This is a genomic window from Pseudomonas sp. KH_027, from assembly GCF_057838565.1.
The window spans coordinates 4,489,279-4,512,997 of the sequence record NZ_CM174470.1 but is presented as its reverse complement, the minus strand read 5'-3'; the positions used below and the strand labels follow the sequence as shown (position 1 = coordinate 4,512,997).

The following is a 23,719-nucleotide window of genomic DNA, read 5'->3' as shown; positions in this document are numbered from 1 at the left end:
CTCAATGAAGATTCGCTTTGACAGCCGCAAGGAGCACAACCCGACCCAGGAGCAGGGGCTGGAAGTACTGTATGCGCCGGGTAAACGCATGGCCTTTCGCCTGCGCTGGTACCTGATCCTGTTTCTGGTGCTCAGCCCGTTGTTCTGGTTTGTGTTCAAGGTCGGCTATGGCTTTTGGCTGGTCGAGGCGCCGGCGCAGTTGCGCCTGCCGACCTTGGACGTACGCGCCCGGGATGCCGGGGTGGTCGCCGAGCTGGACGTTAAACTGGGCGACCAGGTGGCTGCCGGCCAGCGCCTGCTGCGCCTGGACAATCCCGAATGGCGTTCGCGCATGGCGCAGCTGCAAGCCTCTGCTCAGCTGAGCCCCGCGCCGGCGATGCCGGTGGAGGCCCGCCAGCAGGCGTTACTGCGTGCTCAACTGAGCCGTGCCGAGCAACGCCTGGCGCAGGCGCGGGCCTTGCTGGCCGAGGGGGCGGCCACCCGCGGCGAATTGCAGGCGGCGCAGAACGAGCGGGACGCGCGGGAAAGCGAGCTGCTCGCCTTCGAGCAGCGCCAGCTCGAGGCGCAGCAGCAACCGCCGGCCTATGCGCGCGAGCTGATCCAGCAGAATGCCGAGCTGGTCTGGCTGCAGTCGCGCCTGCACGGTTTGCAGCTGCAGGCCGGCGACGCCGGACGGGTGGCGGAAATCCTGGTCAGCGAAGGCGAGAATGTCGGCCCCGGCACGCTGTTGATGCGCCTGACGGGAAGTGGTGAACCGTTGTTGTGGCTCTACCTCGAACCCCGCCATATCGCCTACGCCGAACCCGGGCAGCCCTTCGAGCTGCGCCTGCCGGATGGTCGCTGGGTCGCCGGTAAAGTCTTGCAGGCGGCAGACAGCGCCCGCAGCCTGCCTGGGGATCTGCGTTCGCCGTTCAGCGCCAACCAGCTGGGCTTGCTGGTGCCGGGTCGGTTGGACGAGCCGCTAGCGGCGCATTGGCGGGTCGATCAGTTGCCGCTGAAAGTGCGCTTTCCCCATGACTGGCAGCGCCTGCTGGGCAATTAGCGCTCGCGCAGCCAGGCTGGAATGCGGCGCTCCAGGTAATAAGCGGGGCGTCCCAGCGGGCCTTCGACAAAGCCGACATGACCGCCGCGCGGATGCAGTTCGAGGGTGGTATCGGTGGCCAGCTCAGCGGTTTCCGGCAGGCTGTGGCGGAATACGAAGGGATCGTCGGTCGATTGGATCAGCAGCGTCGGGATCGTGATCGCGCCGAGGTAATAGCGGCTCGATGCGCGCCGGTAGTAATCCTCGGCATCGGCATAACCGTGCAGCGGCGCGGTGATGCGCCCGTCGAAGTCCCAGAAGGTGCGCATGCCGTCCAGTGGCCCGAGCTGTTCGAGGGTGGCCAGGCGCTCGGCTTGGCCGTCGAGCTTGAAACGCGCCTGCTTGCCACGCACATAGGCGAGCATTTCGCGCATGAAATGGGTCTGGTAAACCTTGGAAAAGCCGATGCCGATGCGGTCCGCGCAGTGATCCAGGCGATACGGCACCGACACCGCGACCGCCGCCCGCAACCCGCACGCTGTACCGGTTTCACCCAGATGCTTGAGCAGCACATTGCCGCCCAGCGAATAGCCGACCGCATACAGGGGCGCCAATGGCCGCGCGCTGCGCAGGTGCTCGATGACGGTGGCGAGGTCTTCGCTGACCCCGGAGTGATAGCCGCGTGGCAGCAGGTTCGGCTCACCGGAACAGCCGCGCCAATTCAGCGCCACGCTGGCCCAGCCCTGGGCGGCCAGCTGTTGCTGCAAGCCGAGCACGTACAACGAGCTGGATGAACCGGTCAGGCCATGCAGCACCAGCACCAGCGGCGCCTCGGCCGCATGGGGGCCGTGCCAGTCGAGGTCGAGAAAGTCGCCATCTTCCAGCCACAGGCGTTCGCGCTGTCGCTCGAGCACGGGCGGGCGTCGGCACAGCGCATTCCATAGGGTCTGCAAATGGGCGCCGGGCAACCACCAGGCCGCTTTGAAGCTCGTGCTCATGTTGTTGCTCATCGATCAGTCGCAGGGTGGGTTACCCATGTGTCCGGGCCAAACACTAGATGTAACCCACCATGGGTCGGCGCGGTGGTCTTGGCGGGTTACGCCGCTGCGCGGCTAACCCGCCCTACGCCGTGCGTTGCCATAACGCGTAGTAGACCTGGCCGGCTTTCTGCTCCCGGTGCAGGCGCCAGTTGCCCGGCAGGCCAAGCCCCGAGGGTGGGGTTTCGCTTTCGGTGTAGACCCAGGCATCGTCGGCCAGCCAGCCTTTTTCTTCCAGCAAGGTGCAGGCTGGCAGCAGCAGGTTCTGGCTGAACGGCGGGTCGAGAAACACCAGGTCGAAGGCGCTGCCCGGCTGGTTTTCCAGGTAGCGCAGGGCATCGCTCTGCAGCAGTTGGCCGTTGCCGCATTTGAGCGTATCCAGCACCTGACGCAGGCTGGCGATGGCGCTGGCATTCAGGTCCAGCGCCAAGGCCATGCCGGCACCACGCGACAGGGCTTCCAGGTACAGCGCACCGCTGCCGGCAAACAGGTCGAGCACGCGGGCACCGGCCACATAAGGCGCGAGCCAGTTGAACAGGGTTTCGCGCACCCGGTTCGGGGTCGGCCGCAAGCCGTGGGCCATTGGGAAGCTGAACTGGCGGCTACGCCATTCGCCACCGATGATCCGCAGCTGGCCTTGGCCGCCGTGGGCTGGAACGTTGCTGGGTTTCGCGGGACGGCTCATCAGTGCTCCGGGACGCCGAGCGGCTGCTCGACGGGATGGTCGGTGGGGGGCGGCAGTTCTTTCTGCGGTACGCTCGGGCCGGCGCTGACGATCAGCAGCGCGTCCGGCTGCAGGTGTTTGCTCATCGCCGCTTTGACCTGACCGACATCGAGTGCCTGAACCTGCTGCATGAAGTCTTCCAAGTAGGTTAACGATAGGTCGTAGAAGCCAATGGCACCCAATTGCCCGACTATATCGGCATTGCTCGCGGTGGACAGCGGGAAGCTGCCGGCCAGCTCGCGCTTGGCGTCATCCAGTTCCTTTTGCGTCGGGCCGTTGCTCAGGTAGTCGCGCAGGATGCTTTGCACCAGTTTCAGGGTGCCTTCGCTGAGTTCGGCACGGGTTTGCAGGCTGATCATAAACGGCCCACGGGCCTGCATGGCACTGAAACCGGAGGAAATGCCATAGGTCAGCCCACGTTTTTCCCGCACCTCCTCCATCAGGCGCGTGCCAAAACCGCCGCCGCCGAGGATCTGGTTGCCCAGGTACAGCGCGGCGTAGTCCGGTTCGCGGCGGTCGATGCCCAGTTGGGCCAGCAGCAGGGTGGTTTGCTTGGAGGGGAACTCGATATGGCTGGGCCCGGCTTTCGGCTCCTGCGGCTGGGCCACCTTGGCCAGCGCCGGGCCTTTCGGCAGCGCGCTGGAGACCTGTGCCGCCATGGCTTCGGCCTCGGCCCGCGTAAGGTCGCCGACCAGCGCGATCACCACATTGCCGGCGGCGTAGGCCTTGCTGTGGAAAACCCGCAACTGCTCGATGCCGATGGCGGGAATCGACTGCGCGTCGCCTTCGCTGGAGTGGGCGTAGGGATGCTCGCCATAGAGCCGTTCGAACAGTTTCAGGCCGGCCAGTTTGCCGGGGTTCTGCTTCTGGTATTCGAAACCGGCCAGCACCTGGTTCTTGATCCGCGCCAGGGCGTCGGCGGGGAAGCTCGGCTGGCCGATGACCTGGGTGAACAGCTGCAGCGCCGGTTCGCGTTTGTCGGCGGCGGTCAGGCTGCGCAGGCTGGCGACGGCCATGTCGCGATAGGCGCCGTTGCCGAAGTCGGCACCCAGGTTTTCAAAACCCTCGGCGATAGCGCTGACGTCCTTACCGGGCACACCCTCGTTGAGCATGGCGTTGGTCAGCATCGCCAGGCCGGGCGTACCGGCGTCCTGGCTGCTGCCGGCGGCGAAGGTCAGGCGCAGGTCGAACATCGGCAGTTGATGCGCCTCGACGAACAGCACTTTGGCGCCTTCGGCGGTCTGCCAGGTCTGGATTTCCAGTGCGCGGTGGTTGGGTGCATGGCCGTTGAGGGCGGCCAGTGATTGCAGTTGCTCGCTCGGTACCGCCGCCGGTGTGCTCGGGACCCGGGTTGGGCGGTTGATAAAGAAGACCAGGACGGCCAGCAGCAGTAGCAGGGCCAGACCGAGCAGGCCGTAACGCAGAGCGTTGCGCTCACTCATGGGAAGCCTCCTTGGGCAGGATCTCGGCGACGCTCAGGCGCTCGCGGATGAAGTAGGTGCGGGCGGCTTGCTGGATATCGGCGGGTGTCACCGCTTCCAGGGTGGCGAGGTCCTCATCCATCAGCTTCCAGGACAGGCCGACGGTTTCCAGTTGGCCGATGGTGGTGGCCTGGCTGGTGATGGAGTCGCGCTCGTAGACCAGGCCGGCAATCACCTGGGCCCGCACGCGCTGCAACTCTTCGACGGACGGCGGCGTGTTCTTCAGGTCGTCGAGCTGCCGCCAGAGGCCGGCTTCGGTGTCCTGCAGGGTTTTACCGGTTTGCCCATTGGGCGTGGCGGACACTACGAACAGGCTGTCGCCGCGGGTGTAGGCGTCGTAATAGGCCGAGGCGCCGGACACCAGCTCTTCGCCGCGCTCCAGGCGGGCCGGCAGGCGTGCGCTGTAGCCGCCGTCGAGCAGGGCGCCGATCAGTCGCAAGGCATGCACGTCGCGGACCTTCTTGGCGCTTGCCAGCCCCGGCACGTTGAAGCCCATCAGCAGGCTCGGCAACTGGGTCTGCAGGTGCAGGCGAATGCGTCGCTCGCCCGGTTCGGCCAGCTCTACCGGTGTCTTGGCGTTTGGCACGGCGCGCCGCGGGGCAGGGCCGAAATAGCGCTCGGCCAGGGTTTTCACCTCGTCGAGGCTGACGTCGCCGACCACTACCAGGGTGGCGTTATTCGGCGCGTACCAGGTTTCGTACCAGTGACGCAGCTCCTCGACCGTCATGCGTTTGAGGTCGGCCATCCAGCCGATGGTCGGGGTGTGGTAACCGCTGGCAGGGTAAGCCATGGCCTGGAAGCGTTCATAGGCCAGGGCGCTGGGCTGGTCGTCGGTGCGCAGCCGGCGCTCTTCCTTGATCACCTCGATCTCGCGGCTGAACTCCTCCGGCGGCAGGCGCAGGCTGGCCAGGCGGTCGGCCTCCAGCTCGAAGGCCACGCTCAGGCGATCGCGCGCCAGCACCTGGTAATAGGCGGTGTAGTCGTCGCTGGTAAAGGCATTCTCCTCGGCGCCCAGCTCGCGCAGAATCCGTGAGGCTTCGCCGGGGCCGAGCTTGCGGCTGCCCTTGAACATCATGTGTTCGAGGGCGTGGGAAAGGCCGGTCTGCCCCGGTGTTTCGTAGCTGGAGCCGACCTTGTACCAAATCTGCGAAACCACTACTGGAGCCCGGTGATCTTCGCGGACGATGACCTTGAGGCCGTTTGCCAGCGTGAACTCGTGAGTCGGCTGAGGTTCTGCGGCCATTGCGGTCAGCGGCATGCAGAGGGCCGCGAGCAGCAGGCCGGCGACGTGGCGGGCAAGCATTTTCATTAAGCGATTGACCTGTCGGAAGGCCCGCTTGGTCTTAGCGTCGGCGGGCGCGGAGGTGCTAGGATACTCATCCGTTTTACTGGCGGCCACGGCTGTTGGGTTTTTACCCTGTCGGCGCGTCGCTCCCTTGAGATAGCCGTCTCCATGTTTGGTTCCAACGACGACAAGAAGACTCCAGCCGCTGCTGGAGAGAAAACTCCGGCTGAAACCGGAGAAAAAAAGAGCCTGTTCGGCTGGCTGCGCAAAAAGCCCCAGGCGCCTGCCGCCGAGGCCCAGGCCGTCACGCCTGAGGTATTGACGCCGCCAAACGGTGCGCTCGAACAGCCGTCGCCGGTAGAGGCGCCGCCGGCGTTCGTGCCGAGCCTGGCGCCAGAGTCGCCGGCCAGTCCGGTCGCGCCTGACCCTGTCGAGCCGCCGGCAGCTGCCGCGCGGCTGCCGGACATCCAGCCGGCAACAGCGGCCCCGGCCGTACCCGAGCGCGAGCAGACTGTCGCCGAGCCCGAGCCCGAGCCGCCGAGCCCGCAGGCAACCGCACCGATTACCGAGCCGCCAGTGCCGTTGGCCCAGGTAGTTGCTGCGCCGGTAGCGCCCGAGGTACCACTGACACCGACGCCGGTCAGCGTGCCGGACCTGGCGGCCAACGCCGAAGAAGCCAAAGCCGGCTTCTTCGCACGGTTGAAGCAGGGCCTGTCGAAGACCAGCGCCAGCCTCGGCGAAGGCATGGCCAGCCTGTTCCTCGGCAAGAAAGCCATCGATGACGAGCTGCTCGACGAGATCGAAACCCGCTTGCTGACCGCCGACGTGGGCGTCGAAGCCACCACGGCGATCATCCAGAGCCTGACGCAGCGGGTCGCGCGCAAGCAGCTGACCGACAGCGGCGCGCTCTATAAAGCCCTGCAGGAAGAGCTGGCGGCCTTGCTCAAGCCGGTCGAGCAGCCGCTGCAGATACCGGCGGCGAAAAAGCCGTTCGTGATTCTGGTGGTCGGCGTCAACGGTGCCGGGAAAACCACTACCATCGGCAAGCTGGCGAAAAAACTGCAACTCGAAGGCAAGAAAGTCATGCTCGCCGCCGGCGATACCTTCCGCGCCGCCGCCGTCGAGCAGCTGCAGGTCTGGGGCGAGCGCAACCAGATCGCGGTGATCGCCCAGCAAACGGGCGCGGACTCCGCCTCGGTGATCTTCGACTCGGTGCAGGCCGCCACGGCGCGCGGTATGGATGTATTGATCGCCGACACCGCCGGGCGCCTGCACACCAAAGACAATTTGATGGAAGAGCTGAAAAAGGTTCGCCGAGTGATCGGCAAACTCGATGAAGCCGCGCCCCACGAAGTGCTGCTGGTGCTGGACGCCGGCACCGGGCAGAACGCCATCAACCAGGCCAAGCAGTTCAACCAGACGGTCAACCTGACCGGCCTGGTGCTGACCAAATTGGACGGCACGGCCAAGGGTGGGGTGATCTTCGCCCTGGCCAAGCAGTTCGCGCTGCCGATCCGCTATATCGGTGTGGGTGAAGGCATCGATGATCTGCGTACCTTTGAGGCCGCCTCTTTCGTGCAGGCCTTGTTTGCCGAGCGGGAGCATCCATGATTCGCTTTGAGCAGGTCGGTAAACGCTATGCCAATGGCCACGTCGGCCTGCATGAGCTGAGTTTTCGCGTGCGGCGCGGCGAGTTTCTGTTCGTCACCGGGCATTCGGGCGCCGGCAAAAGCACTTTGCTGCGGCTGATTCTGGCGATGGAGCGGCCAACCACCGGCAAGTTGCTGCTGGCCGGGCAGGATCTGGCGCAGATCACCACCGCGCAGATTCCCTTCCTGCGCCGACAGATCGGGGTGGTGTTTCAGAACCACCAACTGCTGTTCGACCGTACCGTGTTCAACAACGTCGCCTTGCCGATGCAGATTCTCGGCCTGTCCAAGCCCGAGATCGCCAAGCGTGTCGACGCGGCGCTGGAGCGCGTGGCGCTGTCGGATAAGCGCGATCTGTTCCCCGGCGACCTTTCCACCGGCCAGCAACAGCGGGTCGGTATCGCCCGTGCGGTGGTCCATCGCCCAGCCCTGCTGCTGGCGGACGAACCCACCGGTAACCTCGACCCGCGGTTGGCGGCGGAAATCATGGGCGTATTCGAAGACATCAACCGTATGGGCACCAGCGTACTGATCGCCAGCCACGACCTGGCGTTGATCGCGCGCATGCGCCATCGCATGCTGACCTTGCAGCGTGGCCGCTTGATCGGCGATGGGGAGGCCGGCTGATGAGTGCGACTCGCAACCCGCAAGAGCCTTCCTCGGCCGCTGAGCGCGTAGGCGCTGCGCCGAAGAAGAACGACAAGAAGGATGACGGCGGGCCGGATTTCCGTACCCTGCTGCACGCCTGGCTGGAAAGCCATCGCTACAGCCTGGTCGACAGCCTGCGCCGCCTGGGCAAGCAGCCGATCGGCAGTTTCTTCACTTGCCTGGTGATGGCCATCGCCCTCAGCCTGCCGATGGGGCTGTCCCTGCTGCTCAATAACGTCGAGCGTCTCGGTGGCTCCTGGCAGCGTGCCGCGCAGATTTCGCTGTTCATGCAGATCGATGCCAGCGACGCCGAAGGCGAGCAACTGCGGGCGCAGATTGCCGAAATGGCCGATGTGGCGGAGTCCGAGTGGATCAGCCGTGAGCAGGCTCTGGCGGAGTTCCAGCAGCAGTCGGGCCTCGGCGAGGCGCTCAAGGAGCTGCCGCAGAACCCGCTGCCCGGGGTGATTCTGGTCACGCCCAAGGAAGTCGATAAAACTGGGCTGGAGGCCCTGCGCCTGCGCCTGGCGGAGCTGCCGAAGGTGCAGCAGGCGCAGCTCGATCTGCTCTGGGTGGAACGCCTGAGCGCGATCCTCAAGCTCGGCGAGCGCTTCGTCTTTGGCCTGACCCTGTTGCTGGTCATGGCGCTGCTGCTGGTCATCGGCAACACCATTCGCCTGCATATCGAGAACCGCCGCACCGAGATCGAAGTGATCAAGCTGGTGGGCGGCACCGACAGCTACGTGCGGCGGCCTTTCCTCTATATGGGTGCGCTCTACGGCTTGGGCGCCGGGTTTCTCGCCTGGGCGGTGCTGGCCTTTGGCCTGGACTGGCTGAATGGCGCCGTGCTGCGGCTGGCGGGCCTCTACGGCAGCGATTTCGCCCTCGGCGGAGTACCCCTGGCCGATGGTCTATCTCTGCTGCTCGGTGCGCTATTGTTGGGGTATATTGGCGCCTGGCTGGCGGTGGCCCGGCACTTGAACGAGCTCGCGCCAAAGTAATAAGTGTTTGTTTCTATTTGTTTTTTTGTGTTTTTTGAACTTTTGAGTCAACTGTATAGTCATATTCGCAGTGCTTGAAAGGCACACGTTTTCCGTGAGTCGGAGGATTCGCATGAGCAATTCTTTGCAACCTGTCTATGCCTTAGTCCCGGGTGCCAACCTGGAAGCCTATGTGCATGCGGTGAACAGCATTCCGTTGTTGAGCACCGAGCAGGAGCGTGAACTGGGCGAGAGTCTCTATTACCACCAAGACCTCGAAGCCGCCCGGCAGATGGTGCTCGCGCACCTGCGTTTTGTCGTACATATCGCGAGAAGCTATTCCGGCTATGGCCTGGCCCAGGCTGACCTGATTCAGGAAGGCAACGTCGGCCTGATGAAGGCGGTCAAGCGTTTCAACCCGGAAATGGGTGTGCGCCTGGTGTCCTTCGCCGTGCATTGGATCAAGGCCGAGATCCACGAATTCATCCTGCGCAACTGGCGCATCGTCAAAGTCGCCACCACCAAGGCGCAGCGCAAATTGTTCTTCAACCTGCGCAGCCAGAAGAAGCGTCTGGCCTGGCTGAACAATGACGAAGTGCATGCCGTGGCCGAAAGCCTGGGCGTCGAGCCGCGTGAAGTGCGCGAAATGGAAAGCCGGCTGACCGGCCACGACATGGCTTTCGATCCGGCAGCCGAAGCCGACGACGACAGCGCGTTCCAGTCGCCGGCCAACTACCTGGAAGACCACCGCTACGATCCCGCCCGGCAGTTGGAAGATTCGGACTGGAGCGACAGTTCCACCGCCAACTTGCATGAAGCGCTGGAGGGGTTGGACGAGCGTAGCCGCGACATTCTCCATCAGCGCTGGTTGGCCGAGGAGAAGGCGACCCTGCATGAGCTGGCGGCCAAGTACAATGTATCCGCCGAGCGTATTCGCCAGTTGGAGAAGAACGCCATGAACAAGCTGAAAGGGTCGATCGCGGCCTGAGCCTGTCAATCGCGTTGGAAAAGCCGCACCCTGGTGCGGCTTTTTTCTGTCTGTCTATTTCCGGAGCCTGACTATGTCCATGCCGCCGCTGCGTTTGCAGCATTGGCTGTTGTTTGCCCTGGTGGCGGTGCTGTTCTTTGCCTGGGGTGGTTGGTTGATGCGCGCGCCGGACAAGGCTCAGCCACTGTCCGGTTTCGCTCAATGGCAGAGCCAGATACTCACGCCCCAGGCCGATGAACGGCTGACCTTGGCGGGGTTGAGCGAGGTGACGCAAGGCGAGTTGTGGCTGCAGCCGCGGGTGGATGGCCCGCGCCTCCTCTATCGCGCGGAACTGGCGCAAGCCGATGAAACCTGGCATCTGGAAGCCGAGCTGGCACTGAGTGACCGCGAGCGCGCCAGCCTGATGGCGGCCGCGGGGTTGTTGAGTGTCCGGGATGCCGAACAACCCCTCAGCCAGCAGTTGCTCGGGCAATTGGGCCAGCACGCATTGACCAGCTTGACGCTCACACCGCGGCAGCCGGTGGCCGCCGAGCGCGTCGCCGCCAGCCTGGGTCAGCCGCGGCTGCGGTTGCAGTTGGCCGAGGGCGAGGCCTGGGTCTATCCGCTGCAAGGCTTGACCGCCCACCTGCAGGAGGAGCGGTTGCAGTTGCTGCGCATCGTGCCGCGCCGGGCGCTACGCTAGGCATCGGCCACGCCGGCGCTGCTTTTCGCGGTCATGGACCGCTCCTACAGGCCCGGCATTGACTAACTGGAGCGGGCCTGCATCGCATTGAGGTAGTGACTGCCGCCCAGTTGCTGCATCTGCCGACGGATCCAATTGGCGCGACGATTGACATAGCCGCTCGGGCGGCCGGCACTCCACTCGCGCGGGTTGGGCAGCACGGCCGCCAGCAGGCTGGCCTGGCGGCCCGACAGGTAAGGCGCACCGATACCGAAGTGCTTGTGCGCGGCGGCTTCGGCGCCGAACACTCCATCGCCCCATTCGACGCTGTTGAGGTACACCTCAAGAATCCGCTGCTTGGGCCAGAACAGCTCGATCAGCCCGGTGAACCAGACCTCCAGGCCTTTGCGCAGCCAGCTGCGGCCGGACCAGAGGAACAGGTTTTTCGCCACCTGCTGGCTGAGGGTGCTGGCGCCGCGCAGCGAGCCACCACGTTCGTTATGGGCCAAGGCGGCCTGGATGGCGGCGATGTCGAACCCCCAATGCTCGGCGAACTTCTGATCCTCGCCGGCAATCACGGCAATCTTCAGGTCGTCCGGCAGTTCCTTCCACGGGCGCCAGTCGCGCTTGAGGTCGATGGGCTTGCCGTCGACCCAGGACTCGATCTTGCGCTCGACCATCAGCGCCGTGCCGGGCGGCGGCACCCAGCGAAAGAGCAGCACCAGCAAAAGCGAGCCGGCCGCGAACCAGAGCAGGGCTTTCAATAGGCGGGGTAACAGTGATTGAAACATGCGCGGCTGAGCCTGGCGGTGAAGGCGGCCATTATAGCCAGGGGGATGGCCAGTCGCGCAGCTCTGTCGGGGCAACCCTGCCGCCGGTTGTCGCCAGGCGGTGGCAGGGTGCAGGGGTCAAGCGAAGACGAAGTACTTCCTGACGGTTTCCACCACTTGCCAGGTGCCGCGCATGCCGGCTTCGACGATGAAGATATCGCCGGCCTTGAGGTGGATCGGCTCTTTGCCCTCGGGGGTGATGATGCAGTAGCCCTCCTGGAAGTGGCAGTACTCCCAGCGGTCATAGTTCACCTCCCAGGTGCCCGGCGTGCAGATCCAGGTGCCCATGATCTTCTTGCCGTCTTCCGAGGTGTAGGCATTGAGGTTCACGGTGTGCGGGTCGCCGGCGATTTTCGTCCATTTGCAGGCATCCAGTACGGGGAGCGGATGGGTGTCACGCAGAACGGTGATCGGATTGGTCATGGGAGGCTTCCACTGGCAGTCGACAAGCGCGGTTGGGCGGCCACTATAGGTCGCCGGTGCGTGGCGCGATTGTCTACAGCCGACCTGCCATGCTTCGGTTCCCGTCACAATTTTGCCGCTGCGGGCTTGTGCGGGCATGATGGTCGGCCACTATTGCGGGTCGGTCATTCTGGAGTGCTGTGCATGCTGCGTTTATTCGTTTTGTTGGCGGCTTTTTTCGGCTTTTTCGGGGTTGCCCTTGGCGCATTCGCCGCCCATGGCTTGAAAAGCCGCCTGTCGGCCGAATACCTGGCGGTGTTCCACACCGGCGTGCATTACCAGTTGGTTCATGCCCTGGCGCTGCTGGCGGTGGCGTTGCTGACGCTGCACCTGCCGGGGCGCCTGCTGACGGTGGCGGGCAGCCTGTTCGCGCTGGGTATCCTGCTGTTTTCCGGCAGTCTTTATCTGCTGACGCTGACCGGCATCGGCAAGCTCGGCATGATTACGCCTTTTGGCGGCCTGGCCTTTCTCGCCGGTTGGGCGTGCCTCGGTGTTGCGGCCTGGCGTTTAACCTGACTTTGGCGTCAACTGTGAGACGAATGGCGCGCCTTTGCCTTGGTCATCGTCAGCGATAGGGCTAGAATGCCGGCCCCCCTCAAATTGTGATTGCCCTGTCATGCGCATTCAGTTGAACGGAGAAGCTTTCGAGCTACCTGATGACCAGACGGTTGCCGACCTGCTGGTGCGTCTTGAGCTGACCGGCCGCCGGGTGGCGGTCGAGCTCAATCTGGATATCGTGCCGCGTAGCCAGCACGCCGCCACGCGCCTGTGCGAGGGCGACCGGCTGGAAGTGGTACATGCCATCGGCGGCGGCTAGCTTGCGCCGCGACAGTGCAGCCTGACAGCAACAGAACCGGCGGTAACCGCGCCACAGCCGAAGAGGATTTCCGATGAGCCACGTTCGCAGCGATAAGCCCTTTACCCTGGCCGGTCGTACCTACCAGTCACGTTTGCTGGTAGGCACCGGCAAGTACCGGGATCTGGAAGAAACCCGGCTGGCCATCGAGGCTTCGGGCGCGGAGATCGTTACGGTCGCGGTGCGCCGTACCAATATTGGCCAGAACCCGAATGAGCCGAACCTGCTCGATGTGATTTCGCCGTCGCGCTACACCATCCTGCCGAACACCGCCGGTTGCTATGACGCCGAGGACGCGGTGCGCACCTGCCGCCTGGCGCGCGAGCTGCTGGACGGGCACACGCTGGTCAAGCTGGAAGTGCTGGCCGACCAGAAAACCCTGTTCCCTAATGTGATCGAGACCCTCAAGGCCGCCGAAGTGCTGGTCAAGGACGGTTTCGACGTGATGGTGTACACCAGCGACGATCCGATCATCGCCCGCCAACTGGCCGAGATGGGCTGCATCGCGGTCATGCCGCTGGCCGGCTTGATCGGCACCGGGCTGGGCATCTGCAACCCCTACAACCTGCGCATCATTCTCGAGGAAGCCAAGGTTCCGGTGCTGGTGGATGCCGGTGTCGGCACGGCGTCCGATGCGACCATCGCCATGGAGCTCGGCTGCGAGGCGGTGCTGATGAACAGCGCCATCGCCCACGCGCAGAACCCGGTATTGATGGCCGAGGCGATGAAGCACGCCATCGTTGCCGGGCGATTGGCCTACCTGGCCGGGCGGATGCCGAAAAAGCTGTATGCCAGTGCCTCGTCGCCGCTGGATGGTCTGATCCGCTGAAACACTGCGTGCGCGCCGTGTTCATTAACGTTAAGAGTTCGCCATGATCGAATCGCAAGAGCCATCCGTCCCGGTCGATGAAGAGCGCCATCTGCGCACCATCAAGAGTTTCGTCATGCGCGCCGGACGTATGACCGACGGCCAGCAACGCGGCCTCGACCAGGGTCTGCCGCGCTTTGGCCTGGAGCTGGCGGCCGGTGCGGCGGATTTCGATGCGGTGTTCGGACGCAGTGCGCCGCGCACCTTGGAGATTGGCTTCGGTATGGGCCATTCGCTGCTGGAAATGGCGGCGGCGGCACCGGAGCAGGACTTCATCGGCATCGAGGTGCATCGGCCGGGCGTCGGTGCGCTGCTCAATGGCTTGCTGACGCAGAACCTGAGCAACGTGCGCGTCTACCAGTGCGATGCGATGGAGGTGCTGCGCGACTGCATCGCCGACGCCAGTCTGGATCGCCTGTTGCTGTTCTTTCCCGACCCCTGGCACAAGTCGCGGCACCACAAGCGCCGCATCGTCAAACCGGAGTTCGCCGAACTGGTACGGCAGAAACTGAAAGTCGGCGGTGTGCTGCACATGGCCACCGACTGGCAGCCCTATGCCGAGTTCATGCTCGAAGTCATGCAGGTGGCGCCGGGTTACCGCAACCAGGCGTCGGACGGCGGTTGCGTGCCGCGGCCGCCGGAACGTCCGATCACCAAGTTCGAGCGCCGTGGCGAACGCCTCGGTCATGGGGTCTGGGACCTGAAGTTTCAGCGCATCGACTGATTCACCGTCTCTCTTACCGTTCATCTCGAATAGCCTTGGCGCTGGCGTCCGGGCCGTTCCTGGTTTGACCGACAACGACGCCACACCGGCCGCTCAGCGGCGCAGGGATGTTAATAAAGACCGGCACGAGCCGGCGCCAGGACGGCTCCTCACCGTACCAAACGCAACGACAAAGCTCGGCCTAGACTGGCTGGACAAATAAAAAAAACAGCGCGGTTTCGAGGCGCTGCGAGGAGAAGGCTGTGTTGAGATGTTGTGGAATTCTGCTGCTGATGGTGTGTGCGCTACCGGCGCAAGCCAAAGTCGATGCCGTCGAGGCCAATCGCCTGAATGGCGATCTCACCCCGCTGGGGGGTGAGCGTAGCGGTAATGTGGCGGGCACCATCCCGGCCTGGGACGGTGGCTTGGCGCAACCCATCGCGGGCTACCAAGCCGGCATGCACCACCCCGACCCCTATGCCCAGGATGCCGTGCAATATGTGGTCAACAGCAAGAATGCAGGCCAATACCAGGCGTTGTTGCCAATCGGCCTGAAGACGCTGCTGGAGAACAACCCCGACTATTTCCTGCGGGTATTCCCTACCCATCGCAGTGCGGCGGCGCCGCAACGCATCTATGACGCCACGCGCTTCAACGCGCTCAACGCCGAGCTGATTTCGGGCGGTAACGGTGTGCAGGGCGTGGCCGCCGGGATTCCTTTCCCGCTGCCGCAAACCGGCCAGGAAGCCATCTGGAACCACATCATGCGTTACCGTGGCGAGCAGATTCACTTCGTCACCAACCAGGCGGCGGTGCTCTCCAATGGCGCCTACAACCTGCTCAAGCTCGATCGCGACATCTACTTCCGCTACGGGCGCGAGGGTGTCAGCCCGAAGGACCTGGATAACACTCTGTTCTTCTACAAGTACAAGGTCGTTGCCCCGGCCAAGCTCTCGGGTTCGGCCCTGGTGGTACAGGAAACCCTCGACCAGGTGCTGTCGATCCGCAAGGCCTGGCGCTTCAATCGCGGCGAGCGCCGTGTGCGCCGCCTGCCGATGCTGGCGTTCGATACCCTGCAACCGGATACCAACGGCATGGCCACTGCCGACATGGTCGACGCCTATAATGGCGCGCCGGATCGTTACGAGTGGCAACTGCTCGGCAAGCAGGAAATGCTGGTGCCTTACAACAGCTATGCGGTGCACCAGAAAGGCCTGCCTTACGCGAGCATCCTGCAAGCCCAGCACGTCAACCCCGAGCTGCTGCGCTACGAGTTGCACCGCGTATGGGTGATCGAGGCCGCGCTGCGCAAGGGTTTTAGCCACCCTTACGCCAAGCGCCGCTTCTACCTGGATGAGGACAGCTGGCAGATCCTTGCGGTCGACCTCTACGACAAAGACGGCGAGCTGGTCGGTCTGCAGGAAAGCCACCCGATCAGTTACTACGATGTGCCGATGTTCGGCAGCACCCTGGAAACCATCTACGACTTCCCGGGTAAGCGTTATTTTGCCGATGGCATGGATAACAACGAACCCATGTACGACTTCCGGGCGCCGCTCAGTGCGGGCGACTTCACCCCGCAAGCGCTGCGTCGCGAAGGTAACTGAGGCCGCGCTGGCCGGATAAAAAACCGCCCTTGAGGCGGTTTTTTATGGCCGAGGGTTTGGGCTGCAGGGTTTTAGTCGACTAGTTCGGCGCCAATGATGGTCGGCTCCGGCAGGGCTATGGGGGCGGGGCAGACTTGCAGGTACTTGATGCTTTCCCGCGGGATGAGCAACAGATCGCCATCCACTTGGATGCTGAGGAACGGCGACTCCAGCTGCTTGCGTAGGCTGCGGGCGATGCTGCCAGGGTCGTCACTTTGTTGCGGGAAGCGCAGGATCAGGCGCTGGCCGTCCTGAAAGTGCAGGTAGAGATGCTTGAGTGGCTTCATGGGGCCTCCTGCTGGTGGCTATCGGCCGCCAGCAGGAGCCGTCAGCCTAGTTGCGATCCGCGATCACGCCGATCAGGAAGAAGACTAGTAGCAGTACCGGTGCCAGGGTGTAGTTATTGAAGTACCCCAGCCCTTTGGCCAGCCAAGGCGTGAGAAAGATCATCGCCAGGCCATAGCCGACCGCGCAGATCAGCACGAACAGCAGGGTGCGGAAGATGAAATTCAGCCCGCCGATACGCTGCTGCACCCAAGCGTTGATCCCCGGGCCGAACAGCACCAGCAGGGTCGCCATGACGGCCAGGGAGATGTCGTACAGATGCCCGCGGCTCCAGCGCGACAAGGTGGCGATCAGGTCGAGTAGCAAATCCATCCGGTGTCCTTAGCCCGTTCAGGGCAGAAAGTGTTGCAGCAGATCGTTGAGAAACAGCTGGCCTTCACGCGTTGCGACCAACCGCTCGGGGTCGGCCACCAGCAGGCCGCGGGCTTCGGCTTCGCGGCGCGCGCTGGCCAGTTCCGCCAGCGGCAGGCCGGTGCGTTGGCTGAAGAGCTCGGTTGCCACGCCGTCCGTAAGGCGCAGCACATTCATCAGAAACTCGAACGGCAGCTCCGCGGGGCCGAGTAGCCGCTCGCCGGCCTGGAAGGTTTTGCCCGAATCCAGGTAATCCTTCGGCAGGCGGGTTTTCCAGGCGCGGACGATTTGCCCGTTCGGATTGGTCAGTTTGGCGTGGGCGCCGGCACCGATGCCGAGGAAATCACCGAAGCTCCAGTAATTCAGGTTGTGCCGCGCCCGGCGACCATCGCGGGCGTAGGCGGAGACTTCGTACTGGACATAGCCGTGCTCGGCCAGCAGTGCCTGGCCGGCTTCCTGGATGTCCCACAGGGTGTCGTCTTCGGGCAGCGTCGGTGGCTGGTTCCAGAACACCGTGTTCGGCTCCAAGGTCAGCTGGTACCAGGACAGATGGGTCGGCGCCAGGTCGATGGCCTGGCGCAGGTCGGCGAGGGCCTCGTCGATGGACTGATCGGGCAGGCCGTGCATCAGGTCCAGGTTGAAGTTGTCGAAGCCAGCCCGGCGCGCCATGTCTGCCGCGCGGATCGCTTCGGCGCCGTCATGGATGCGGCCCAGGGCTTTGAGTTTGGCCTCCTCGAAGCTCTGCACGCCGATCGACAGGCGATTGATGCCGAGTTGGCGGTAGGCGCGGAATTTGGCTTGTTCGAAGGTGCCGGGGTTGGCTTCCAGGGTGATCTCGATATCGCGGGCGAACCTGATCCGCTGTTCGACGCCATCGAGCAGGCGCCCCAGGGCTTCGGCGCTGAACAGGCTGGGGGTGCCGCCACCGAAGAAAATCGAGGTCAACTCACGGCCGTGGACGTGGTGCAGATCCTGGTCGAGATCGGCCAGCAGCGCATCGACATAAGCGGTTTCCGGCAGCTCGGGGCTGGCGGCATGGGAGTTGAAATCGCAGTACGGGCATTTGCGCACGCACCAGGGAATATGGATGTAGAGCGCCAGCGGCGGCAGTTGCAGCAACCCCTCGCCCGCGGCGGAGCGCGGTGGGAAGATCAGTCCGTGCTCGCTCATGCCAGGCCCAGGCGCTGGCGCAACAGCGCCATGGCGCGGGCGCGGTGGCTCAGCTGGTTCTTCTCGGCCGGGGAGAGTACGGCGCTGGAGCAGCCGCGCTCGGGCACCCAGAACAAGGGGTCGTAACCGAAACCATGTTCGCCCTCGGCCTGTTCGAGGATGCGCCCATGCCAGAGGCCTTCGCAGACGATCGGCAGCGGATCATCGGCATGCCGCACCAGCGCCAGGGCGCAGACGAACTGTGCGCCGCGTTCGGCTTCCGGCAGGCCTTGCAAGGCGCTCAGCAACTTGGCGTTGTTCGCCGCATCGCCCTGGCCGTCGGCATAGCGCGCCGAGTAGATGCCTGGGGCGCCACCGAGGGCGTCCACTGCCAGGCCCGAGTCGTCGGCCAGTGCCGGCAGGCCGGAGACGCGGGCGGCGTTGCGGGCCTTGAGGATGGCGTTCTCGATGAACGACAGGCCGGTCTCTTCCGGTTCGATGCTGCTGAACTCGCCCACCGAGCGCACACGGATGGCGTCGCCGAGCATGGCTTGGAGTTCTTTGAGTTTGCCGGCGTTGTGGCTGGCCAGCACCAGTTGTGTGAAGGGCATCATTCGTCGGGGAAAAACTCTTGGCTGAAATCGAGGCTGTTGGCTGCGCTGTCGCCGGCTTGCACCTTGATGCTGAAGCGCAGCACTTCCTGTTGCGCGAAGGGGAACTGCGCCAGGTAGTAGATGGCGCCACTTTCATTGACCTGTTTGAAAGTCAGGGTGCTGACCTTGCCGAGCAGGTCCTTGACCTCGCCGCTGACCTGCGCGGTGCTGGCCTTGCCGGCTTTGAGCACGGCGATGTTCAGCACTCCGAGGGTCTTGCTGCGGGTCAGGCCGGCGGCGGCCGCGATGTCGGGCTGCAGGAAGCTGGAGTTGAAGGCGCTGTAATGCACATCCAGGTCGCCAAAGCTTTGCTTGCGTTCGGCGGCGGCGGGCAGTGCCAGGCACAGGGCGAGAATGAATAGCGCGAAGCGACGCATGATGGCTCTCCTTAAACGATGGCGACGGGCCTTGAGGCGGCAGGCCGCTAAATAGCGATGTGCAGATCCGACACGCCTGGGCCGCTGACGCGATAGATACCGATCTCACCCAATAGATTAGGCCAAACGCGGCTGGTCCAGCCGTGTCTGTGCTGGTGATCCACCGCCAGACGGTTGAGTACCCGTACCTTGCGCTCGCGGCACAGCGCCTCGAAGTCCTGGAAGGTGCAGAAGTGGATGTTCGGCGTGTTGTACCAGGTGTACGGCAGGAACTCGGAAACCGGCATCCGGCCTTTGCTCGCCAGGTACCAGCGGCAGCGCCAGTGGCCGAAGTTGGGGAAGGTGATGATGCATTGGCGGCCGACCCGCAGCATCTCTTCGAGAATCTTGTCCGGGTACTGCACGGCCTGCAGGGCCTGGGTCATCACCACCACGTCGAAGCTGTTGCTGGCGAAGTTGCCGAGGCCCTTGTCCAGGTCCTGTTCGATGACGTTGACGCCTTTGCTCACGCACTCGGCGATATTCGCCGGGTCGATTTCCAGGCCGTAGCCGCTGACCTGCTTGTGGTCGCGCAGCCAGGCGAGCAACTCGCCATCGCCGCAACCGAGGTCGAGCACCCGGCTGCCGGCGGGTATCCAGTCTTGGATGATTTCCAGATCGGCTCTCACGGGAATCCTTAGATGCTGATGCGGTTCATGTAACCGCCGAAGGCTTGCAGGTAGCGTGGAATCGGCATCAGGAAGGCGTCGTGGCCTTGCGGCGCGTCGACTTCCAGGTAGCAGACGTTCTTGCGCGCGGTCATCAGCGCATCGACGATTTCTCGCGAACGCGCCGGCGAGAAGCGCCAGTCGGTGGTGAAGGAGATCACGCAGAAGTCGGCCTTGACCTGCGCCAGGGTCTTGGCCAGGTCGCCGTCATGGGCCGCCGCCGGGTCGAAGTAGTCCAGCGCCTTGGTCATCAGCAGGTAGGTGTTGGCGTCGAAACGCCCGGAAAACTCCTCGCCCTGATAGCGCAGGTAGCTTTCCACCTGGAATTCCACGCTGTGGAAGTCGTAGTTGAGCTTCTCGCTCTTCAGGCCTCGGCCGAATTTCTCGCCCATGGCGTCATCCGACAGGTAGGTAATGTGGCCGACCATGCGCGCCAGCATCAGCCCGCGCTTGGGGATCACGCCCTGTTCCTGGAAGTGCCCGCCGTGGAACTCCGGGTCGGAGAGGATCGCCTGGCGCGCCACTTCGTTGAAGGCGATGTTCTGTGCCGACAGTTTCGGTGCCGAGGCGATGGCCAGGCAGTGGCGAATGCGCTCTGGGTAGCTGATTGCCCACTGGATGGCCTGCATGCCGCCGAGGCTGCCGCCGACCACCGCAGCCCATTGGTCGATGCCCAGGCGGTCGGCCAGCAACGCTTGGCTGTGCACCCAGTCCTCCACGGTCAGCACCGGGAAGTCCGCGCCGTAGGGTTTGCCGCTGGCCGGGTTGAGGCTGGAGGGCCCGGTCGAGCCGTTGCAACCGCCGAGATTGTTCAGGCTGACGACGAAGAACTTGCGCGTGTCGATGACCTTGCCGGGGCCGATGCAGCTGTCCCACCAGCCGGGCTTGCGCTCATCGACACTGTGATAACCGGCGGCGTGATGGTGACCGGACAGGGCGTGGCAGATCAGCAGCGCATTGCTGCGGGTCGCGTTCAGTTCGCCGTAGGTCTCGTAAACCAACTGGTAGTCGGCCAGGCTGCGGCCACAGGCCAGCGCCAGGGGATCGGCAAAGTGCGCGGCCTGGGGCGTGATCAGGCCGACGGAGTCTTCGGGAAAGGCGGTGGGCATCGACCCTGCTCTCGCTTAAAGGAGGCGTCAGTCTAAAGAGCACCGCCCCAGGCGGCAAGCGCATGGGGCGGCGGGGTAAGGTCTTGAAATAGTGGGCCGATCGGCGACAGGGGCGTGCTCGGGGCTTAATCGGCCGTGCTCTGCTGGCGCCCGGCGAGCGGCAGGGTGACGACCTTGCCCTGGCGCTGGATCGGCGCGGGGCGGCGCAGGGTGCGGAGCATCTCGTTGGCCTGGTTCAATTGCAGCTCAAGCTCCTGGATATAGCGCTGCATCTGTTGGCCGCGCAGGCGCGCTTGCTGGGTGTCCTGGGCCAGGGCCTTGAGTCGCAGCATGTGGGTTTCCAGCAGTTGCTTGTGCTCCAGGGTGTGCTGCATCAGTGGCATCAGCGCGTCGCTGGCCCATTGCTCGGCCTCCTGGCGCAAACGCTGATGCAGGCCGATGACTTCCTGCACCAGGGTGGCGAAGAAGCGGCGGGTGAGGGTGCGTTGCTCGGTCAGCAGGGTTTTCAGGTGCAGGCGGAACTGGTCGGCCTTGCCCTGCTGCTGTTTCAACTCGCGCAGGTAGCGTTTGACGTTGAACTGTGGCGCATCCACGCCGTGCAGCGGATTTTCTTCGTTGTGCCGGCGGTAGATGGCGGCGACCATCTTGTTGGCCATCTCGGCTTCCTGCTCGAGGTTATGCAGGTCGCTCTCCATCGAGCGGAAGAAATGCCGGATCGCCTGATTGATCCCAAAGGTGGTCCAGCTACCGGTGAGGTTGTTGCGCACCTTGTGCAGGTGCTCCTCCAGGCGCTCGGGGCGCACCGCGGCGCGCAACAGGTCGCCTTGGCGCTTGAGCAGGCGCTGGTTGGTCTTCAACCCGAGCAGGCGTCGATGGTGCTGGCTGTGATCGTCCTTGGTCTTGGCGGTCAGCTCGAAGAGCATCTGGCCGTTGTCCTGCTGGTGGTTGGCCAGCAGCGTTTGTTGTTCGCGAACTTTCTCCAGGCGCAGATTGAGCAGGTGCTGGCTGTTTTGCAGCAGCCCCAGCACCTGATGGACCACGCGATCTTCGAGCAGGCGTTCCTTTTGCGCGACGATGCGCTCGCACAACAGGTTTTCCAGGTCGCCGATCTGGCTGCGATTGAGCAGTGGCTGGTCCTTGCGCACTTTGGCCAGCAGCGCCTGTTTGGCCGACAGCGGCAGCACATCCTCGCGGGCGATGCCCAACTGCTTGGCGGTCGCCGCCTGGATCTGCTGGATGGCGTTCTGCACGAAGGTTTCGCCGGCCAGGTCGTCCCATAGCACGTCGATTTTGTTCAGCACGGCGAACAGGCTGGTCTGGGTGTCTTCGTCGAGTTGGCGAATGTGCGTCTGCCAGACGGCCATGTCGCTGGCGGTCACCCCGGTATCGGCGGAGAGCAGAAAGATGATCGCCTGGGCGCTGGGCAGCATCGACAGGGTCAGCTCGGGTTCGCTGCCGAGGGCGTTCAAGCCGGGGGTGTCGAGGATGCGCAGGCCCTGGCGCAGCAGCGGGTGGTCGAAGTTGACGATGGCGTGGCGCCAGGCCGGCACCAGCACGTAGTCCGGCTTGCCGGCGCTTTCCAGCATGTCCGGGTGGAAGCCCAGCTGGATCGCCTGCTCCACCGGCATCGGCTTGGTCTTCGCGACCTGGGTGAAGGCCTGGACCATATTGTCCGGGTCGCTGACATCCAGCGGGATGTTCACCCAATGCCGAGGGATGCGCTTGAACTGCGCCACGCTGGCTTCGGCCATGCGCGTTTCGATCGGCAGCAAGCGGATATAGGAACGTTCCGAACGCGGGTCGAAGAACAGTTCGGTCGGGCACATGGTGGTGCGCCCCGCGTGCGAGGGCAGCATGCGCTGGCCGTATTCGGAGAAGAACAGGCTGTTGATCAGCTCGGTCTTGCCGCGGGAGAACTCGCCGATGAAAGCCAGGGTGATATGGTCGGTGCGCAGCAGGCGCAGTGCGCCGTCGAGTTTGGCTTCCACCGCTTCGGAGGTCAGGCGGTTGTTGGCCAGCCAGCTGCGATAGCGGGTGATCTCGCGCATCAGCTCGCGCTTCCAGGCGACGTAGGCACTCACCTGTTGACTGAGACGTTCCATGCTCATCCGTGCACTCCTGTCGGCAACGCGTCCTGCGGTTATTGGGGGATCATTGGCTGCATAGGCGTTCGGCGCAAGCTGTCGCAAGCCGCAGAATGCGCAGTGTGTGGCAGTCTGCCACTGCATCGCATTATGCGGTTCGTGGTGTGAACGTCAATTGGCGCGGCGCGGTGGCCCGCCTTAAGGTCGGTCAGGGCGACCGGGCGGTCAGTTCGAGTTCAGGCGGCAACTGTTTGGGGCTGTTGATGCGCACGCGCTTTTGCCGGTTCAGCTCGCCGCTTTCCAGGCTGACCTGACGCTTGGCGACGCCGAAAGCGCTGGCGAGAAAGGCCAATAAGTGGGCATTGGCCTTGCCTTCCACCGGTGGGGCGGTGAGACGGATCTTCAACCGCTCGCCATGCAGCCCGGCGAACTCGTCGCAACTGGCCTTGGGCTGCAAGTGGCAGTCGAGGATCAGGTCATCGCCATCCCAGCGGTGCCAGGCCATCTCAGATGAACGGGCTGAGAATGGCTGGCATGCCGCTCATGACAGCGAGGTTGCCGATGACAAAGCGATCCAGCAGGTTCAGTGCGATAAAGGCGAAGATCGGCGAAATATCCAGGCCGCCCATGCTTGGCAGGATGCGCCGGATCGGCATCAGCATCGGCTCGCAGATCTGGTTGACCAGTTGCGCGCCGGGGTTGTGGCTGCCGGGAGCGACCCACGACAGGATCACGCTGATGATCATGGCGAAGAAGAAAATCTTCAGGAACAGCGAAGTCACCGCAATGATCGCCCAGATCAGCAGCTGCAGGCCAATAGCCACGGGGTTGGCGCCGGCGATAAGGGTGATCACCACCATCAGCAGCAACTGCACCAAAATAGCCAGCACCAGCGAGGCGATGTCCAGCCCGCCAAGGCCGGGAATGATGCGGCGCAGCGGCTTGAGCAGTGGCTGGGTGGCCTTCAGGGTGAACTGGCTGAGCGGGTTGTAGAAGTCGGCGCGCACCAGTTGCAGGATGAAGCGCAGCAAAACGATCAGCAGGTACAGGCTGCCGAGGGTCTGAATGATATAGATGAGGGCTTCCGCGAATCCGGACATGCAGGCTC

General features: G+C 64.0%; 27 protein-coding genes. 11 read left to right on the top strand and 16 right to left on the bottom strand.

Going from position 1 to position 23,719, the window contains the following annotated elements; genetic code table 11:
* The first annotated feature begins 4 nt into the window (after positions 1 to 4).
* Complete coding sequence (locus AC3IYG_RS21150) at positions 5 to 1,042, top strand: HlyD family secretion protein (RefSeq protein ID WP_489311433.1); 1,038 nt, start codon at positions 5 to 7, stop codon at positions 1,040 to 1,042.
* Here AC3IYG_RS21150 and AC3IYG_RS21145 read toward each other — a convergent pair.
* The 4 genes from AC3IYG_RS21145 to AC3IYG_RS21130 all read right to left on the bottom strand — a co-directional run bounded on the left by AC3IYG_RS21145 (position 1,039) and on the right by AC3IYG_RS21130 (position 5,572).
* Positions 1,039 to 2,019: a hydrolase gene (locus AC3IYG_RS21145; RefSeq protein WP_489311432.1), complete on the bottom strand. Its 981-nt coding sequence runs from the start codon at positions 2,017 to 2,019 to the stop codon at positions 1,039 to 1,041. The two genes, AC3IYG_RS21150 and AC3IYG_RS21145, sit on opposite strands and share 4 nt — an antisense overlap.
* Before the next feature lie 124 nt (positions 2,020 to 2,143).
* Positions 2,144 to 2,743 (bottom strand): 16S rRNA (guanine(966)-N(2))-methyltransferase RsmD, encoded by a 600-nt coding sequence (rsmD, locus tag AC3IYG_RS21140; RefSeq protein WP_489311431.1) that lies wholly within the window; start codon positions 2,741 to 2,743, stop codon positions 2,144 to 2,146.
* Complete coding sequence (locus tag AC3IYG_RS21135) at positions 2,743 to 4,224, bottom strand: M16 family metallopeptidase (RefSeq protein ID WP_489311430.1); 1,482 nt, start codon at positions 4,222 to 4,224, stop codon at positions 2,743 to 2,745. Before AC3IYG_RS21135 ends, rsmD begins: the two co-directional genes overlap by 1 nt.
* Positions 4,217 to 5,572 (bottom strand): M16 family metallopeptidase, encoded by a 1,356-nt coding sequence (locus AC3IYG_RS21130; RefSeq protein WP_489311429.1) that lies wholly within the window; start codon positions 5,570 to 5,572, stop codon positions 4,217 to 4,219. Before AC3IYG_RS21130 ends, AC3IYG_RS21135 begins: the two co-directional genes overlap by 8 nt.
* A gap of 144 nt (positions 5,573 to 5,716) precedes the next feature.
* Here AC3IYG_RS21130 and ftsY point away from each other — a divergent pair, with 144 nt between their 5' ends.
* The 5 genes from ftsY (at position 5,717) to AC3IYG_RS21105 (ending at position 10,492) form a co-directional block, all read left to right on the top strand.
* Complete coding sequence (gene ftsY / locus AC3IYG_RS21125) at positions 5,717 to 7,159, top strand: signal recognition particle-docking protein FtsY (protein ID WP_489311428.1); 1,443 nt, start codon at positions 5,717 to 5,719, stop codon at positions 7,157 to 7,159.
* Entirely contained in the window at positions 7,156 to 7,824 is a 669-nt protein-coding gene (ftsE, locus tag AC3IYG_RS21120; RefSeq protein ID WP_489311427.1) for a cell division ATP-binding protein FtsE, read from the top strand. The genes ftsY and ftsE overlap by 4 nt, the downstream gene beginning before the upstream one ends.
* Entirely contained in the window at positions 7,824 to 8,843 is a 1,020-nt protein-coding gene (gene ftsX, locus AC3IYG_RS21115) for a permease-like cell division protein FtsX (protein WP_489311426.1), read from the top strand. Before ftsE ends, ftsX begins: the two co-directional genes overlap by 1 nt.
* Positions 8,844 to 8,955: 112 nt before the next feature.
* A complete protein-coding gene (gene rpoH, locus AC3IYG_RS21110; protein ID WP_489311425.1) occupies positions 8,956 to 9,810 on the top strand; it encodes an RNA polymerase sigma factor RpoH in 855 nt (284 codons plus the stop codon).
* Between the two features lie 73 nt (positions 9,811 to 9,883).
* Positions 9,884 to 10,492, top strand: a complete 609-nt coding sequence (locus AC3IYG_RS21105; protein ID WP_489311424.1) for a hypothetical protein — start codon at positions 9,884 to 9,886, stop codon at positions 10,490 to 10,492.
* A 62-nt stretch (positions 10,493 to 10,554) separates the two neighbouring features.
* On the opposite strand, the gene mtgA is transcribed toward AC3IYG_RS21105, so the two are convergent.
* Positions 10,555 to 11,262, bottom strand: coding sequence for a monofunctional biosynthetic peptidoglycan transglycosylase (gene mtgA / locus AC3IYG_RS21100; RefSeq protein WP_489311423.1), 708 nt, complete (start codon positions 11,260 to 11,262; stop codon positions 10,555 to 10,557).
* Between the two features lie 117 nt (positions 11,263 to 11,379).
* Complete coding sequence (locus tag AC3IYG_RS21095; RefSeq protein WP_489311422.1) at positions 11,380 to 11,724, bottom strand: cupin domain-containing protein; 345 nt, start codon at positions 11,722 to 11,724, stop codon at positions 11,380 to 11,382.
* Between the two features lie 183 nt (positions 11,725 to 11,907).
* Here AC3IYG_RS21095 and AC3IYG_RS21090 point away from each other — a divergent pair, with 183 nt between their 5' ends.
* The 5 genes from AC3IYG_RS21090 to AC3IYG_RS21070 all read left to right on the top strand — a co-directional run bounded on the left by AC3IYG_RS21090 (position 11,908) and on the right by AC3IYG_RS21070 (position 15,797).
* Positions 11,908 to 12,279, top strand: coding sequence for a DUF423 domain-containing protein (locus AC3IYG_RS21090; RefSeq protein ID WP_489311421.1), 372 nt, complete (start codon positions 11,908 to 11,910; stop codon positions 12,277 to 12,279).
* 100 nt (positions 12,280 to 12,379) lie between these two features.
* The gene (gene thiS / locus AC3IYG_RS21085) at positions 12,380 to 12,580 is read left to right on the top strand and encodes a sulfur carrier protein ThiS (protein ID WP_489311420.1); all 201 of its coding nucleotides are present in this window, start codon (positions 12,380 to 12,382) and stop codon (positions 12,578 to 12,580) included.
* 73 nt (positions 12,581 to 12,653) lie between these two features.
* The gene (locus AC3IYG_RS21080) at positions 12,654 to 13,448 is read left to right on the top strand and encodes a thiazole synthase (RefSeq protein ID WP_489311419.1); all 795 of its coding nucleotides are present in this window, start codon (positions 12,654 to 12,656) and stop codon (positions 13,446 to 13,448) included.
* Positions 13,449 to 13,539: 91 nt separating this feature from the next.
* Positions 13,540 to 14,211: a tRNA (guanosine(46)-N7)-methyltransferase TrmB gene (trmB, locus tag AC3IYG_RS21075; RefSeq protein WP_489313976.1), complete on the top strand. Its 672-nt coding sequence runs from the start codon at positions 13,540 to 13,542 to the stop codon at positions 14,209 to 14,211.
* Positions 14,212 to 14,483: 272 nt separating this feature from the next.
* Positions 14,484 to 15,797: a DUF1329 domain-containing protein gene (locus AC3IYG_RS21070; protein WP_489313975.1), complete on the top strand. Its 1,314-nt coding sequence runs from the start codon at positions 14,484 to 14,486 to the stop codon at positions 15,795 to 15,797.
* Positions 15,798 to 15,868: 71 nt separating this feature from the next.
* Here AC3IYG_RS21070 and AC3IYG_RS21065 read toward each other — a convergent pair whose 3' ends face one another.
* From AC3IYG_RS21065 to AC3IYG_RS21020, 10 genes are all read right to left on the bottom strand, one after another.
* The gene (locus tag AC3IYG_RS21065) at positions 15,869 to 16,123 is read right to left on the bottom strand and encodes a hypothetical protein (RefSeq protein ID WP_489311418.1); all 255 of its coding nucleotides are present in this window, start codon (positions 16,121 to 16,123) and stop codon (positions 15,869 to 15,871) included.
* Between the two features lie 46 nt (positions 16,124 to 16,169).
* Positions 16,170 to 16,493, bottom strand: coding sequence for a DUF3392 domain-containing protein (locus tag AC3IYG_RS21060; RefSeq protein ID WP_489311417.1), 324 nt, complete (start codon positions 16,491 to 16,493; stop codon positions 16,170 to 16,172).
* An 18-nt stretch (positions 16,494 to 16,511) separates the two neighbouring features.
* A complete protein-coding gene (hemW, locus tag AC3IYG_RS21055; RefSeq protein WP_489311416.1) occupies positions 16,512 to 17,702 on the bottom strand; it encodes a radical SAM family heme chaperone HemW in 1,191 nt (396 codons plus the stop codon).
* The gene (gene rdgB, locus AC3IYG_RS21050; RefSeq protein ID WP_489311415.1) at positions 17,699 to 18,295 is read right to left on the bottom strand and encodes an RdgB/HAM1 family non-canonical purine NTP pyrophosphatase; all 597 of its coding nucleotides are present in this window, start codon (positions 18,293 to 18,295) and stop codon (positions 17,699 to 17,701) included. Before rdgB ends, hemW begins: the two co-directional genes overlap by 4 nt.
* On the bottom strand, positions 18,292 to 18,711 hold the full coding sequence (locus AC3IYG_RS21045; RefSeq protein WP_489311414.1) for a DUF4426 domain-containing protein: 420 nt from the start codon (positions 18,709 to 18,711) through the stop codon (positions 18,292 to 18,294). The genes rdgB and AC3IYG_RS21045 overlap by 4 nt, the downstream gene beginning before the upstream one ends.
* Positions 18,712 to 18,758: 47 nt before the next feature.
* Positions 18,759 to 19,379, bottom strand: a complete 621-nt coding sequence (gene metW, locus AC3IYG_RS21040; RefSeq protein WP_489311413.1) for a methionine biosynthesis protein MetW — start codon at positions 19,377 to 19,379, stop codon at positions 18,759 to 18,761.
* Between the two features lie 8 nt (positions 19,380 to 19,387).
* Positions 19,388 to 20,527 carry a homoserine O-succinyltransferase MetX gene (gene metX / locus AC3IYG_RS21035; RefSeq protein ID WP_489311412.1) on the bottom strand — a complete coding sequence of 380 codons (1,140 nt, stop codon included), beginning with the start codon at positions 20,525 to 20,527 and terminating at the stop codon, positions 19,388 to 19,390.
* A gap of 125 nt (positions 20,528 to 20,652) precedes the next feature.
* A complete protein-coding gene (locus AC3IYG_RS21030; protein ID WP_489311411.1) occupies positions 20,653 to 22,635 on the bottom strand; it encodes a dynamin family protein in 1,983 nt (660 codons plus the stop codon).
* 184 nt (positions 22,636 to 22,819) lie between these two features.
* Positions 22,820 to 23,116 carry a DUF167 domain-containing protein gene (locus AC3IYG_RS21025; RefSeq protein WP_489311410.1) on the bottom strand — a complete coding sequence of 99 codons (297 nt, stop codon included), beginning with the start codon at positions 23,114 to 23,116 and terminating at the stop codon, positions 22,820 to 22,822.
* 1 nt (position 23,117) lies between these two features.
* Positions 23,118 to 23,711 carry a YggT family protein gene (locus tag AC3IYG_RS21020; protein WP_489311409.1) on the bottom strand — a complete coding sequence of 198 codons (594 nt, stop codon included), beginning with the start codon at positions 23,709 to 23,711 and terminating at the stop codon, positions 23,118 to 23,120.
* Between the last annotated feature and the right edge of the window lie 8 nt (positions 23,712 to 23,719).